Raw genomic sequence first — 13,645 nt, 5'->3', positions numbered from 1 at the left:
CGAATCTCGACATGTCGACGCGCGACCACCCACCCACGTGTTTGACCCGGCCCACGAGCGGGAACTCGTTCCGCGACACGACCAACGATGGGACCGGGAAGGATTCGTCGACCGGACCGTCCATTGTCCCCACCCCTGGAGTAGCGCATGACCCTCAGCTGTGACCAGCCCGCACCCGGTGCACTCGCTTCCTCGACGACCATGCACGCGGTCTACCAGCCACAGCACGATTCGGCGCTGTTGATCGATGCTTTACGTGCGAGCCGATCTGCACCGGGAGCGCGCGCCGCCGATCTGTGCACGGGATCCGGGGTCGTCGCCCTGGAGACCGCACGGCTCGGCGCCGCGTCTGTGCTCGCCATCGACTCGTGCACGAACGCGGTCGCCTCGGCCGCGCTGCGCTGCCAGGGCTCACCGGTCACCGTCGTGCACGGTGAGCTCGGCGAGTTGGCCGAGCACGGCACCTTCGATCTCGTGACCTGTAATCCCCCGTACGTCCCGACACCGGTTGAAGCGGATCGGATCGTCGAGTGCGCCGGCCCCCGGCATGCCTGGGACGCCGGACCCGACGGCCGATCGGTGCTCGACCCGCTGTGCGCGAGCGCGGCGGGATTTCTGAATCCTGGCGGCACACTGCTCATCGTCCAGTCCGAATTCGCTGACGCGACAGCATCTGTCGCTGCTCTGCGCCGCGGCAGACTGAAAGCCGCCGTGGTGCAACGGCGATCGATCCCGTTCGGACCGGTGATGACCGCGCGTGCCGAGTGGCTCGAGCAGATCGGACTCCTCGAGCCGGGACGACGAAGCGAGGAACTCGTGGTCATCCGCGCGGATCGCCCCGCCGCACCGTCGACATCGGCATCGGCATCGGACGAGCGGCGATGAGCTCCGCATCCGAACCGACCCGAGTCCGGGTGGTCCGGGGCGGGCCCGTCCTGGTGGCCGGACCGGTCGACATCGAACTACCCGACGGCTCGCACGTCGAGTCAGACCGTTTCATGGTCGCGGTCTGTGCGTGCGGCCGCAGTCGTCGATATCCACTGTGCGACACCAGCCATCGCAGACGACGCCGCACCGACGAGAACTGATTCGGGCGTCAGTGATTCGGGAGTCGTCAGCCCAGCACGCAGCCGTCCTGCCACGCCTTCTGTAGTCCCACATCGAAGGCGTCTTCCACCACCAGGAATCCACGGATGCCGAAGACCACGTCGGCCTCCAACTCGGGTTCCAGGCGGATGAGTTCACCGACGACGTCGGTGCGCAGGATCTGCTCGTGCACAGCGTCGGCCTCGACGTGCTCGCGGTAGAAGTGTCGGCACTCCTCCGGGGCGTCGAGGCGCTCCAGCCCCGACAGCAGCCGCTGCGAACCGGGCGGCGAGGTGATCTCGGTGGCGGCGAGATGCCCCACCGTCGCCCCACGCAGCGACCGATGAAGACCGAAGCAGGACATCAGGTTCACCGGCGCCAGCGCCCATCCGGGCGCGACGTCGAGATAGCCGAGGTAGTCCGACCGGAGGCCTGCGGCATCGAGGAGATCCGCGAACAGCTCCTGATGGACGGCATCTCCTCGGCCACCGCCGAATTCGTCGAACTCGACCGCGACGAACGCGGCCTTCGTGGCTCCTCGCAGACGCGGAATCGCCCAGGCGTGCGGGTCAGCCTCCTTGAGGTGATAGAGCGAGCGCATCGCGAACATGTCGCGGAACTGATCCCAGGTCCCGTTGTCGCGCAGGCGGAACGAGACACCGTCACCGTCGGCAGGTTCGGCACACAGCCGATTCATCTCGGTCTGCGCGGTCGAGAAGTCCTCGGCGGGACCGACCTCGGCGCGCACCGCATCCAGGAAGACACGTTCGAGGTCGCGACGAAAGCCGAGGATCTCGGGATCCCATTCACGATCCGCGTCGACGCCGACGAAGCCCGCGTAATGCAGTTCGTAGGCGACGTACAGCGCGAGTTGGAGATCATCGCCGTAGGGGTCGACGCCGTCGGTGAGCGGTGGCCCCTGCATCCCGGTGCCGTCATGGAGAGCGTCGATGACGCGTTCGGACAGCGGGCCGCGCGGCGACGGCAGGGTCGCCGAGACGGGGACCCGGCGTGTGGAGAGCTGCATGTGAGTCCTTTCGCGGTCGATCAGTCCGGCGGTTCGGCGTCCCCGGCCTTGTCCGACGACGGATCGTCGGTGCCGGAGTGTGTCGCCGCCGATGGATCGACCTGCGTGTCATCACCGGTCTCCGGGATACTCACATGCTTGTCCTCGAGTTCGTCCACCGTCTCCCGGGCGAGACGTACGTCGGACTCGGGTAGCTCGGATCGATCGCCACCGTCCGGCGCCTCGTGCGTGTGTGCCATCGGTGCCCCCTTTCGTCATGTGTCCGCTGCGCGGCCGTCAGCAGATGCCGGTCCGTCGGTGGAGTGTTCCCGTACAACGGAGCGGTAAACGCGAGGGTGGGCGGCACCACTACATGTCAGCTCACCGCCGCCGGCTCCGTCGCCGAGGCGAAGCGGCCGGCCGGCTCGAACCGACCGAGCACGTCGTCGGCGGGTTCACCCGCCACAGCGGTGATGAACGCCAGTACGTCGTCGCGGGTCTCCAGGGTCAACAGCGGATTCGGGTCCGAGAGCAGTCCGAACAGGGCGGCGGCGATGTTGGTGTCGACGGCAGCAGCGGGGAACGACAACTCGAGATGGGTCGCGTAATCGGGATCGCCGAGGTAGAGACGGGTGACCTCGACGGCAGCCCGGCCGCGCCGCTCCCAGTGCTTCTCGAACTCGGCCTCCAGCCAATCCTCGGTGAAGGCGCCGTCGTGCTCCTTGGCGGCCTTCACCAGCTCGGCGACCTGGATCAGTGTGTTCGCCGCACCCTGGCCGGCGACCGGATCGACCGCGATGGCGGTGTCGCCGATCGCGGCGACAGGATGACCACCACGGGTGGTGGCGACGGCGTGGCGGACGGTCGGGGTGACCGCACCCTTCAGCCACGACACCGGGTCGGACTCGATGATCCGGAGTTGCTCGATGACCGAGGCGTCGGCCGGGAAGTACTCGGTGAAGATGTCCACGATCGCCTGGCGCGCCGACGACGCGTCGGTGACCTCGTCCACCTTGGGCGCCCACGCGCCTTCTGGCTTGGCGAAGACGATGAACGACCAGGTGGCGCCGGCATCCTTGTGCAGGAACGGTCCGACGAAGACCTCGCCGTTCTCGCTGTCGAGGTTGAACAGGGAATGGTCGCCGCCCGCACTGCTGCGGTAGGCGAAGGACCCGGGCCCGTGGTCGAGGCCGGTCAGCGTCACCTGGAGCAGCTTGCGTTGCGGTTCGCGGTAGTGCGAGCGCGACTCGTTGACCGGGAACAGCGCCGACAATCCGCCCTTGCCCGTGGCCACCAGGGTCAGATCGTGCGCGCCGGCGATCTCGTCGAGCCGGTCGACGTCCACCGAGGCGACCTCGAAACGCCCGCCGCGGTCCAGGAATCGTTCGAGCCGATCGTCGGCGCGCAGGCGCAGGTCGACGGCCTGCGCGACGTAGCCGTAGTCGGGATTGAACTCCAGGACATCGGCACGGTCGTCACCGCTGCCCGAGTGCAGCCGGACACTGATGCCGGTGGTGTTGCCGACCTCGTACAGGTCGTCGATGATCTCGGCGTCCCACTCGCGCGGCTTGCCGAAGAGGACGCCGACTCCGGTCGGGGGCACCTTGTCGCGCAACGATTCCCGATCGCGGTCGCTGTAGAGCGTCACGTCGTGACCGGCGTCGGTGAAGCCGAGCGCGGCGCTGGTCCCGGCCAGCCCCGCCCCGACGATCGCCACGCTCTTCTTTCCCTCATGTGCCATGTCGGTCCCCTCTGTCGTTCTCCGGTGTGGTGTCGGCGTCAGCGTGCCGTGGCGGGGAGTGGTGTTGAAGGGTTACGCGCAGCGCGCGCAAATGCATGCCCGATTCGCGGAGATCTACTGTGACGTCGGCAGGCTGGTCACCGGAAACCCGGGCCGGGCCAAGTAGCATCGCAGCCTGTGAGCACGGCCGTAACCACCACCGCGACGCCCAACGAGGACGCCGCGACCGGAAACACCTCCGGCTACCGGCTGGATCTGGACGGCCTGCGCGGAATCGCGATCGCACTGGTCGCGATCTTCCATGTCTGGTTCGGGCGGGTGTCCGGCGGCGTCGACGTGTTCCTGACGCTGTCCGGCTACTTCTTCGTCGCATCCCTGCTCAAGCACGTCCTGGCGACCCAACCGGCGTCGGTGCCGTGGAGCACGGCGATCAACCCGTGGCCGCGGCTCTGGCGCCTCCTGCGCCGTCTGCTTCCCGCCCTGTTGGTGGTGCTGGTCTTCATCACCGCGATGATCGCCCTGGTCATGCCGAAGACACGGTGGGGCCCCCTGGGCGCAGAGGTCCAGGCCAGTGCGCTGTATTACCAGAACTGGCACCTCGCCTTCGATTCACAGGACTATCAGGCCGCCGACTCGGCCAACAGCCCGATGCAGCACCTGTGGTCGATGTCGATGCAGGGCCAGTTCTTTGTCCTGACGCTGGTGTGCGCGCTGGCCTTGGGCGGCCTTCTGCGGGCGTTGTCGCGGCGTCTGCCGGCGCTCGCCAACCCGTCGGTGATCCGCGGCGTGGTCGGGTTCTCCCTGCTCGCGGTCGCGGTGCTGTCGTTCGCGTGGGCCAACTACCGGCATTCGGTGAATCAGCCCTTCAACTACTACGACACCGTCGCGCGTCTGTGGGAACCGCTCGTCGGTGGCCTGCTCGCGGTCTGGATGCCGCGCGTCGCGCTACGGCCGTGGATGCGCAACGCACTCGGTGTGGTCGCGCTCGGGCTGATCATCACGTGTGGGTGGTGGATCGCGGGTGTGCAGCAGTACCCCGGCATGCTCGCCCTGGTGCCCGTCGGCGCGACGTTGCTGCTGATCTGGACCGGATCGGCGGCCACCCGACCCGAGCCGACCGCCGGACCGAGTCAGGTCAGCGTCGGGCTGGCACACCCCCGGCTGGTGTGGCTGGGATCCATCGCCTACGCGCTGTACCTCTGGCACTGGCCGCTGCTCATCTTCTATCTGGCCTGGCGCTATCAGGACGACGTGAACTGGCTGGAGGGCACCGCGATCCTCGCGGTCTCGACGGTCCTCGCCTGGGCGACCACAAAGTTCATCGAGGCACCTCTGCGTGCGGGGAAGGGGATCTCCTTCGGCCCGCGGTATCGGCGGTCGTTGCTCGCAGTGATCCTGATCTCCACCATCGTCGCGGGCTCGACGGTCGTCATCTGGCAACGCAACGCGGCCAACGCGACGGTCAACACCGAGAACCTGGACCCCCGGCTCTACCCCGGTGCGCGCGCCTACCTCGACGGCGCGCCCGTGCCGAAGGTCGATCCGCAGCCGAGCCCCGAGGTGGTCGACAAGGACTGGCCGATCACGTCGTACGACTCGGTGATCAGCGGGTGGAAGGACCCCTCGATCAAGGTCGGGGTCTACGGCGACAAGAATGCCGCCCGGACCGTCGCGCTGGTCGGCGGTTCGCACGCCGAGTACTGGATCACCGCGCTCGACGCCATTGGGAAGCAACGCGGATTCAAGGTGACCACCTACCTCAAGGTCGGCTGCGCGTTGACCACGAGTCACGTGTTCATCTGGTTCGGACAGAAGTACTACCAGTGCAACGACTGGTCGAACCGGGTGATGGACCGCCTCGCCGTCGACAAGCCGGACGTCGTGTTCACCAACTCGACCCGCCCGGAAGAGGGCCCCGGCGCCCGCGGCGACTACGTCCCGAAGGACTACGAGGACATCTTCGCCCAGTTCCGCGACCGGGGACAGCGGGTCGTCGCGGTGCGCGACAACCCGTGGGCGCACGGCAAGCTGAAGCCGCCGGAGTGCCTGGCCGAAGGCAAGAAGCCACAGGTCTGCGGCGTCGCGCGGGACCTGGCCCTGGCGCCGACCGATCCCGCACTGGCGATCGCTGCCGACTTCCCGAACATGAACTTCCTGGACTACAGCAACGCCATGTGCGGGCCGGCGTACTGCCCGGCGGTCGTCGGCAACATCCTCGTGTGGCACGACTACCACCACCTGTCCGCGACGTTCGTCCGCAGCCTCATCCCGGCGGTCGACGCCGACCTGGGAAAGTCGTTGCAGTGGTGGTGATCCCGGTCACACCCGCGGCACCTTCCGTCGCCTGAGACCCTTCTCTCCCGCCATCTCAGGCTGCCCCAAGGTTCGGCTGTTAGGGTGGCAAACGATGCTTGTGGCCGGGCGTCCGCGCTGGTACCGCGGATTGCGACCGACATGCTGCGAGCGCCGAGGACTCGCTGTCGAGCCACCTCGGAGCAGAGTCCGTCCGACGGTTGAGGCTGATACGCGCGAATGACCACGTATGCACCGGGGCACGACCCTGCCGCCGCGACAGCCGGCACCGACACCATCACGCGCGTGCCCCGGACGGTCGACAAGGTCCGTGGCGCTGGCAAACGTGCCTATCTGCACCACGTGGATCTGGTCCGCGCGACCACCTTCTCGCTGGTCATCTTTGTGCACTGCCTCACCCAGACCACCGACGAGTTCACCAGCATGCCGGTCAACATCACGTCGCTGCTGCTGCACTTCACACGTAATACGTTCTTCGCGCTGACCGGCTTCGTGCTGATGTACCAGAACTTCGACAAGCGCGACTTCAGCACCACCGCGTTCTGGCGCAAACGAATCAAGCTCGTCATCTTCCCGTACATCATCTGGTCGGCGATCTACTGGCTCGTCCAGAAAGTGTGGGCGGAGGGCCGCATCGGCGACGTCGTGTCGCACCCGGTCGACGGTCTGGTCGAGTTCGGCAAGCTGGCCGGTTGGGGTCTGTCCGGCTTCCAGATGTACTTCTTGTTCGTGATGCTGCAGGTCTACCTGCTGTTCCCGCTCGTGCTGTGGCTCGTCCGGGCCACCGCCCGCCATCACGGCATGCTGCTCGCGGGCAGCCTCGCCCTGCAGATCGCCATCACCGTGACGATCACCTCGTGGCAGCCGCCCGCGTCGATCGCCGCGTACTGGTGGCATCACTACGCGACGTTCGTCCCGTATCAGTTCTTCATCCTCTACGGCGCCGTCGCCGCGGTGCATCGCGACGCGATCGCGAGATGGCTCAGCGGCAAGGGTTGGTGGCTGTTCGGCGCCCTCGTGCTGACCGGCGCACTCGCCGTCGGTAGCTACGTCGCGGGCGTCTGGTTCGGCGGAAAGCCGGTCCACGACAACAATTCGGCCTTCTACCCCACGCTGTTGCCGTTCCTGGTGGTGGCGATCGCGTGCCTGTACTCGGCCGCCCTGCACTGGGGTACGCACTGGCGCGACTTCACCCCCAGGTTCGCCCGCGTCGTCACATTCGCATCGAATCGCTCCTTCGGAGTGTTCCTCGCCCACGTGCTGGTGCTGTGGTTCATCCTCGAGCCGAAGTCCGGTGACCAGCCCTGGCTGATCGCCACCCTGGGCCAGCCATGGGGCACCATCGTCGCGTACATCACCACGATCGGCGGATCGCTGCTCCTCGTCGAAGCCCTGCGCCGCCTGCCCGGATCGCTGTATCTCACGGGACGGCCGCGACTTCCGCTACGGCCCGCGCGCGGCTGACACCCGCGGCCGACACCATCAGTCGGCGGCGACGGCGCTCAGCAACGCGCGGGGCCGGGCGAGCACCAGCTCGCGAAGATGGTTACGCGCCAACGTCCAAGTCGGACAGTCGCATCCGGCAGCAACTCCGGTCGCATCGACACCACGGCTACTGCACAGGGCGATCGCGCGGGACAGGTGGAAATCCTGGGTGATGATCACCACCCGATCGGCGTCGAACACGTCGCGGGCACGGCGACAGCTGGCCTCGGTGTCGAATCCGAGCGGATCGTCGGCGATCGCCGCGGTGGGCACACCACGCTCCTCGAGGTAGCCGCGCATCACCGCGGGCTCGTTGCCTGCGGCGGCGGAGCCGTTGCCGGAGTTGATGATTCGTGTGACCAAACCGGAACGGTAGAGGTCGACGGTGGTGTCGAGCCGGCCGCGGACGTAGTCGCCGGGTTCGCCGTCGTCGACCAATGAGCCGAGAACCAGCGCCGTCGATCCGGCCGGGACCTCGACGTCGTCGATGATCCGGCCCGACGACGAGACGTACACCCACGTCGCGCCGATCGTGATCACCAGTTCGACGGCCACCAGCACCGCCACGAACACACGCGACACCGGCTGCACGTACTCACGGTAGATGAGCCGTTGGTCACCAACTTCCCCAATCGCACGATGCTGTCGGGTCCACTACCGATACTGGAGGTCACGCGGACGAGTTCGTTGCCCGCCGTCACCCCGAAGGACTCTGCGATGCCCTACATGCCGGTCACCGAATCGATGTTCCTGATCGCCGAGACGCGCGAGCAGCCCATGCACGTCGGCGGGCTCCAACTCTTCGTGCCCCGCGCGGGACAGTCGGCGACCGACCTCGCGGAGGAGATCTTCACCACCTTCCAGGAATGCACCGACGTCCAACCGCTCTTCCGCAAGCGTCCGGCATCGCCGGTGACGATCCTGGGCAACCTGGCATGGTCCTTCGACGAGGACATCGACTTCGAGTACCACGTCCGGCGGACGGTCCTCCCCCGCCCGGGACGCGTGCGCGAACTCCTCCGCTACGTGTCGCTTCAGCACGGCGCGCTGCTCGACCGATTCCGGCCGATGTGGGAGGTCCATGTCATCGAGGGCCTCGAGGACGGCCGGGTCGCGCTCTACACCAAGGTGCATCACTCGCTCGTGGACGGTGTGTCGGCTCTCAAGCTGCTGCAGCGGACCCTCACTACCGATCCCGACGACCGCAGCGGCACCGCCCCCTGGGACCCGAGCCTCACCCGGCGCCGTACCAAGAAGCCGTCGACAGGCGTGGGTCTCCGCTCACGGATCGGTGCCGCGGTCGGCGTCGGCGGTCAGATCGCCGGCATGATCCCGGCCACGGCGAAGGTGGCGCTGCGGGGCATCACCGATCCGGACTTCATCAGCCCCGGCAACGGGGCGCCACGCACCATCCTCGACGTCGCGATCGGCAGTGCCCGTCGTTTCGCCGCACAGCAGTGGCCGATCGAGCGACTCCGCGCGGTGGCGACGGACATGCAGATCACCCTCAACGACGTCGTGGTCGCCATGTGCGCGGGGGCCCTGCGCTCCTACCTGATCGATCAAGATGCACTACCCGACAAGCCGCTGATCGCCTCGGTCCCGGTGTCCATGCACACCGACAGCGAGACGGTCGGCAACTCCATCACGGCCATCATGGTGAATCTGGCGACGGACCAGCCCGATCCGGAACGTCGGCTGGCGACGATCGTGGCCTCGACCCGCACGAGCAAGCAGGTGGTGCGGGGGCTGAAGCCACTGCAGGCCCTCGCACTGGGTGCGGCGAACTTCGCGCCGCTGGCGTTTGCGACCGTGCCCGGCTTCGTGCAGTACACGCCGCCGCAGTTCAACATCATCATCAGCAACGTGCCCGGTCCGTCGCAGCATCTGTACTGGAACGGAGCACGCCTCGAGGGCGTCTACCCGGTGTCGATACCGATGGAGGGGCTCGCGCTCAACATCACCGTCACGAGCACGGTCGATCATGTCAACTTCGGCCTGATCGGCGCGCGCGCACAGCTGCCCAGCCTGCAGCGTCTCCTCACCCACCTCGACACCGCCCTCGAAGAACTGGAGAAGGTCGCGGGCATCGTCGGGTGAGCCCAATACCGGCGGCGTACACCGGCTTTGCGTGATGCTTCCCACATGGACCGCGAAATCACCGCAACTGACTCGACAGTAAGTTACTGGTGGGTATCATCCATGGTGTCAGTCCGGCGGGCACCGAGCGTTAGTTAGGTCATCCTTGGCAGCGCTGCACCGCCGTGACGAACTACGGTTACCTGTAGTACACGTCGGCCCGCGTGCGCCTGAGCCCTGCGCAAATGGTTCGGCGACGACCTAGAAGAAAGGCCGGTACGCGCCCGTGACATCCACGACGATCGCCATCGGTACCACTGCCGCCATCATCAGTTTGTTCTGCTGGGCACTGTTCCTCGGAGGCGTCTGGCGCATGGTGCGCACCATCGCCCAGGGACAGAAGGTCGACAGCGGACGGTTCTGGCCGTTGCTGCCCCGACTGGGCACGATGATCAAGGAATTCATCGCCCATACCCGGATGACGAAGTTCCGCACCGTCGGCTGGGCGCACTGGCTCGTGATGATCGGCTTCCTCGGCGGCTTCCTGCTCTGGTTCGAGGCATACGGACAGTCGATCGATCCGGAGTTCCACTGGCCGGTCTTCGGCGACTGGTTCATCTGGCACCTGTGGGACGAGCTCCTGGGCATCGGCACCGTTGTGGGCATCCTCGTGCTGATCGCGATCCGGCAGCTCAATCACCCGCGCGTACCCGAGCGGCTGTCACGGTTCAGTGGTTCGCGATTCGGCGCGGCCTACTTCGTCGAGATCGTGGTGCTCCTCGAAGGTCTCGGCATGATCCTGGTGAAGGCCAGCAAGATCGCCACCTACCACCATTCGGACCCCTACTCCGACTTCTTCACCATGCAGGTCGCCAAGATCCTGCCCGCGAGCCCCACCCTGGTGTCCATCTTCGCGGTCATCAAACTGATGAGTGGCATGGTGTGGCTGGCCGTGGTGGGCCGCAACATCAACTGGGGCGTCGCATGGCACCGCTTCTCCGCGTTCCCCAACATCTACTTCAAGCGTGAGGCCGACGGCGGCGTCGCACTCGGCGCCCTCAAGCCGATGATGAGTCAGGGCAAGGTCCTCGACATGGAGACCGCCGACCCCGATGTCGACGCGTTCGGCGCGGGCAAGGTCGAGGACTTCAGCTGGAAGGGCTGGCTCGACTTCACCACGTGTACCGAATGCGGTCGCTGCCAGAGCCAGTGTCCGGCATGGAACACCGGTAAACCGCTGTCGCCGAAGCTGCTCATCATGTCGCTCCGCGATCACGGTTACGCGAAGGCGCCCTACCTGATGGCCGGCGGCCGCAAGGACATGGGCGGCGACGAGGTCGGGCTGGTCGACGCCGACGGCAACGTCCTCGAGGACAAGCTCAATGCCATCCCGGAAGCGGCCCGCGCCGAGGCAGCGCGCAAGCTGGTCGGCGACAGCAAGGGTGCGCTCGACGGCGTCAGCGCCGTCGACGGCGAGTTCGATCCCGAGGAACTCGGCGCCGTGATCGACACCGAGACCCTGTGGAGCTGCACCACCTGTGGCGCCTGCGTGGAGCAGTGCCCGGTCGACATCGAGCACGTCGACCACATCCTGGACATGCGTCGCTACCAGGTGCTGATCGAGTCGGATTTCCCGACCGAGCTCGCCGGCATGTTCAAGAACCTGGAGAACAAGGGCAACCCGTGGGGCCAGAACTCCTCGGCGCGCACCAACTGGATCGACGAGATGGACATCGAGATCCCGGTGTTCGGCAAGGACGTCGAATCGTTCGCCGGCTTCGAGTACCTGTTCTGGGTCGGTTGCGCCGGCGCCTACGAGGACCGCGCGAAGAAGACCACCAAGGCCGTCGCCGAACTGCTCGACATCTCCGCGGTCAACTTCCTCGTCCTCGGCGAGGGCGAGACCTGCACCGGCGACTCGGCTCGCCGCGCGGGCAATGAGTTCCTGTTCCAGATGCTCGCCCAGCAGAACATCGAGATGCTCGGCGAGGTCTTCGCGACGGCGCCCGAACAGCGCAAGAAGATCGTCGTCACATGTGCGCACTGCTTCAACGCGCTGGGCAACGAGTACCCGCAGCTCGGCGCACAGTATGAGGTCGTCCACCACACCCAGTTGCTGAACCGGCTGGTCCGCGAGAAGCGGCTGGTTCCGGTGGCGCCGCTCGGCGAGGGTGTCACCTATCACGACCCGTGCTACCTGGGTCGCCACAACAAGGTCTACGACGCCCCGCGTGAGCTGATGGCCGCATCCGGCTCGCAGCTGACCGAGATGCCGCGTCACGGCGAACGGTCCATGTGCTGTGGCGCCGGCGGCGCCCGCATGTGGATGGAAGAGCAGATCGGTAAGCGCATCAACATCGATCGCGTCGACGAGGCGCTCGACACCCTCGGCGCATCGAAGGGTGATGCACCGCAGAAGGTCGCGACCGGCTGCCCGTTCTGCCGCGTGATGCTGACCGACGGCGTGACCGCCCGGACGAGCGGCACCGAGCAGGAGGGCAAGGTCGAGGTCGTCGACGTTGCGCAGTTGCTTCTCGAATCGGTCAAACGTGGTGCACCCGAGGTGAGTCGCGGCGGTCGTTATCTCGGCCCGGCATCCATTCCGGGTATCGCCGAGCCAGCACCGGCTGCGGAGGAGAAGGAGCCCGAGCCGGCCGCTGCGGCGGCCGCGACGGCCACCGCCACCGAGGCCAAGGCGAAACCGAAGGTCGGCCTGGGCATGAAGGGCGGGAAGAAGCCCGGAGCGACCGCGAAGGCGGATGCCCCGGCCGCGCCGGCAGAGTCGGCGCCTGCCGAGAAGAAGCCTGCCGCCAAGGGATTCGGCATGGGCAAGGCCAAGAAGCCGGGCGCAGCGTCCGGCGGATCGGCCGCTCCCGCACCCGCCGAGGCCGAGTCGTCGGCTGCGGTCGAGTCCGCCGCCGAGGCAGCCCCCGCCGAGAAAAAGCCCGCCGCCAAGGGATTCGGCATGGGCAGCAAGGCGAAGAAGCCCGGAGCCGCGAAGCCCAACGCGGCCGCATCTGAGGCGGGCGTGACGGCCCCGGCCGAGAACCAGGTCGCCGAGACAGAGTCCGCACCCGAGGCGGCCCCGACCGCCGACACCGAGTCGTCGGCTGCAGCGGCCACGGTGGCGGCATCGACGGAGGCGGCATCCACGGAGGCCAAGGCCGGTAAGGCCAAGGGATTCGGCATGGCCGCGGGCAAGAAGCGCCCCGGTGGCGCCGGATCGTCGGCGCCCAAGCCTGCTGCGTCGGCGCCCGCCGAGGCCCCGGCCGAATCCGAGTCAGCCCCGGCCGAATCCGAGCCGACGACGAGCGAGCCCGCACCGAGCGCGCCCGCCACCGAGGCGGCATCGACGGTGGCGGCTTCGACGGAGGCCAAGCCCGGTAAGGCCAAGGGATTCGGCATGGCCGCGGGCAAGAAGCGCCCCGGTGGCGCCGGATCGTCGGCGCCCGCCGAGGCCCCGGCCGAATCCGATTCCGCGGCAGCCGAATCCGCTGCCGCTGAGCCCGCCGAATCTGCTGCTGCCGAGTCGACGGCGACGCAGGAGACTCCCGCCGACGGCGGTTCGGTCTCCACGACGGAGTCGACGGAGACAGCGGCCACGGAGGCCAAGCCCGGCAAGGCCAAGGGATTCGGCATGGCCGCCGGCAAGAAGCGTCCCGGCGGGATCGGCAAGGCGGCACCGGCCAAGGCCGCCGCTCCGGCCCCGAGCGAGACCGCGACACCGGCGGAGGATTCGTCGGAGACACCTGCCGAGTCGACGACGGAGACCGACACGACCCCGGCCGGCGACGACGCGCCCGCGCCGTCGCCGAACGGGTCGTCGGCGAAGACGATCTCGGAGGCAGGCGCCTCGAAGGCGAAGGGATTCGGCATCGCGGCCGGCAAGAAGCGGCCCGGGCACTCCTGATCGGACGGCGCAACGCTCACCCCGT

At 67.5% G+C, this 13,645-nt stretch carries 11 protein-coding genes; 7 read left to right on the top strand and 4 right to left on the bottom strand.

What is annotated here, in order from left to right:
- Positions 1 to 147: 147 nt before the first annotated feature.
- Both D7316_RS20660 and D7316_RS20655 read left to right on the top strand, forming a co-directional pair.
- A complete protein-coding gene (locus D7316_RS20660) occupies positions 148 to 885 on the top strand; it encodes a methyltransferase (protein WP_124709921.1) in 738 nt (245 codons plus the stop codon).
- Positions 882 to 1,088 (top strand): CDGSH iron-sulfur domain-containing protein, encoded by a 207-nt coding sequence (locus D7316_RS20655; RefSeq protein WP_124709920.1) that lies wholly within the window; start codon positions 882 to 884, stop codon positions 1,086 to 1,088. Before D7316_RS20660 ends, D7316_RS20655 begins: the two co-directional genes overlap by 4 nt.
- A 26-nt stretch (positions 1,089 to 1,114) precedes the next feature.
- On the opposite strand, the gene D7316_RS20650 is transcribed toward D7316_RS20655, so the two are convergent.
- The 3 genes from D7316_RS20650 to D7316_RS20640 all read right to left on the bottom strand — a co-directional run bounded on the left by D7316_RS20650 (position 1,115) and on the right by D7316_RS20640 (position 3,833).
- Positions 1,115 to 2,113 (bottom strand): iron-containing redox enzyme family protein, encoded by a 999-nt coding sequence (locus D7316_RS20650; protein WP_124709919.1) that lies wholly within the window; start codon positions 2,111 to 2,113, stop codon positions 1,115 to 1,117.
- A 20-nt stretch (positions 2,114 to 2,133) separates the two neighbouring features.
- Entirely contained in the window at positions 2,134 to 2,352 is a 219-nt protein-coding gene (locus tag D7316_RS20645; RefSeq protein WP_124709918.1) for a hypothetical protein, read from the bottom strand.
- Between the two features lie 116 nt (positions 2,353 to 2,468).
- Positions 2,469 to 3,833 carry a styrene monooxygenase/indole monooxygenase family protein gene (locus D7316_RS20640; RefSeq protein WP_124709917.1) on the bottom strand — a complete coding sequence of 455 codons (1,365 nt, stop codon included), beginning with the start codon at positions 3,831 to 3,833 and terminating at the stop codon, positions 2,469 to 2,471.
- Between D7316_RS20640 and D7316_RS27205 the strand changes: the two genes are divergently transcribed.
- The 3 genes from D7316_RS27205 to D7316_RS20630 all read left to right on the top strand — a co-directional run bounded on the left by D7316_RS27205 (position 3,832) and on the right by D7316_RS20630 (position 7,610).
- Entirely contained in the window at positions 3,832 to 3,999 is a 168-nt protein-coding gene (locus tag D7316_RS27205; protein ID WP_164473825.1) for a hypothetical protein, read from the top strand. The genes D7316_RS20640 and D7316_RS27205 overlap by 2 nt on opposite strands.
- 11 nt (positions 4,000 to 4,010) lie before the next feature.
- On the top strand, positions 4,011 to 6,146 hold the full coding sequence (locus D7316_RS20635) for an acyltransferase family protein (RefSeq protein ID WP_124709916.1): 2,136 nt from the start codon (positions 4,011 to 4,013) through the stop codon (positions 6,144 to 6,146).
- 219 nt (positions 6,147 to 6,365) lie between these two features.
- A complete protein-coding gene (locus tag D7316_RS20630; RefSeq protein ID WP_124709915.1) occupies positions 6,366 to 7,610 on the top strand; it encodes an acyltransferase in 1,245 nt (414 codons plus the stop codon).
- Between the two features lie 18 nt (positions 7,611 to 7,628).
- Here D7316_RS20630 and D7316_RS20625 read toward each other — a convergent pair whose 3' ends face one another.
- Positions 7,629 to 8,222 (bottom strand): SanA/YdcF family protein, encoded by a 594-nt coding sequence (locus D7316_RS20625; RefSeq protein ID WP_232017000.1) that lies wholly within the window; start codon positions 8,220 to 8,222, stop codon positions 7,629 to 7,631.
- 126 nt (positions 8,223 to 8,348) lie between these two features.
- Here D7316_RS20625 and D7316_RS20620 point away from each other — a divergent pair, with 126 nt between their 5' ends.
- Positions 8,349 to 9,731: a WS/DGAT/MGAT family O-acyltransferase gene (locus tag D7316_RS20620; RefSeq protein WP_124709914.1), complete on the top strand. Its 1,383-nt coding sequence runs from the start codon at positions 8,349 to 8,351 to the stop codon at positions 9,729 to 9,731.
- 265 nt (positions 9,732 to 9,996) lie between these two features.
- Positions 9,997 to 13,620: a (Fe-S)-binding protein gene (locus D7316_RS20615; protein WP_124709913.1), complete on the top strand. Its 3,624-nt coding sequence runs from the start codon at positions 9,997 to 9,999 to the stop codon at positions 13,618 to 13,620.
- The last annotated feature ends 25 nt before the right edge of the window (positions 13,621 to 13,645 follow it).

The sequence above is a fragment of the Gordonia insulae genome, from assembly GCF_003855095.1.
Lineage (GTDB): Bacteria > Actinomycetota > Actinomycetes > Mycobacteriales > Mycobacteriaceae > Gordonia > Gordonia insulae.
The sequence above is the reverse complement of the archived record's forward strand: the minus strand, read 5'-3'. Positions and strand labels throughout refer to the sequence as shown.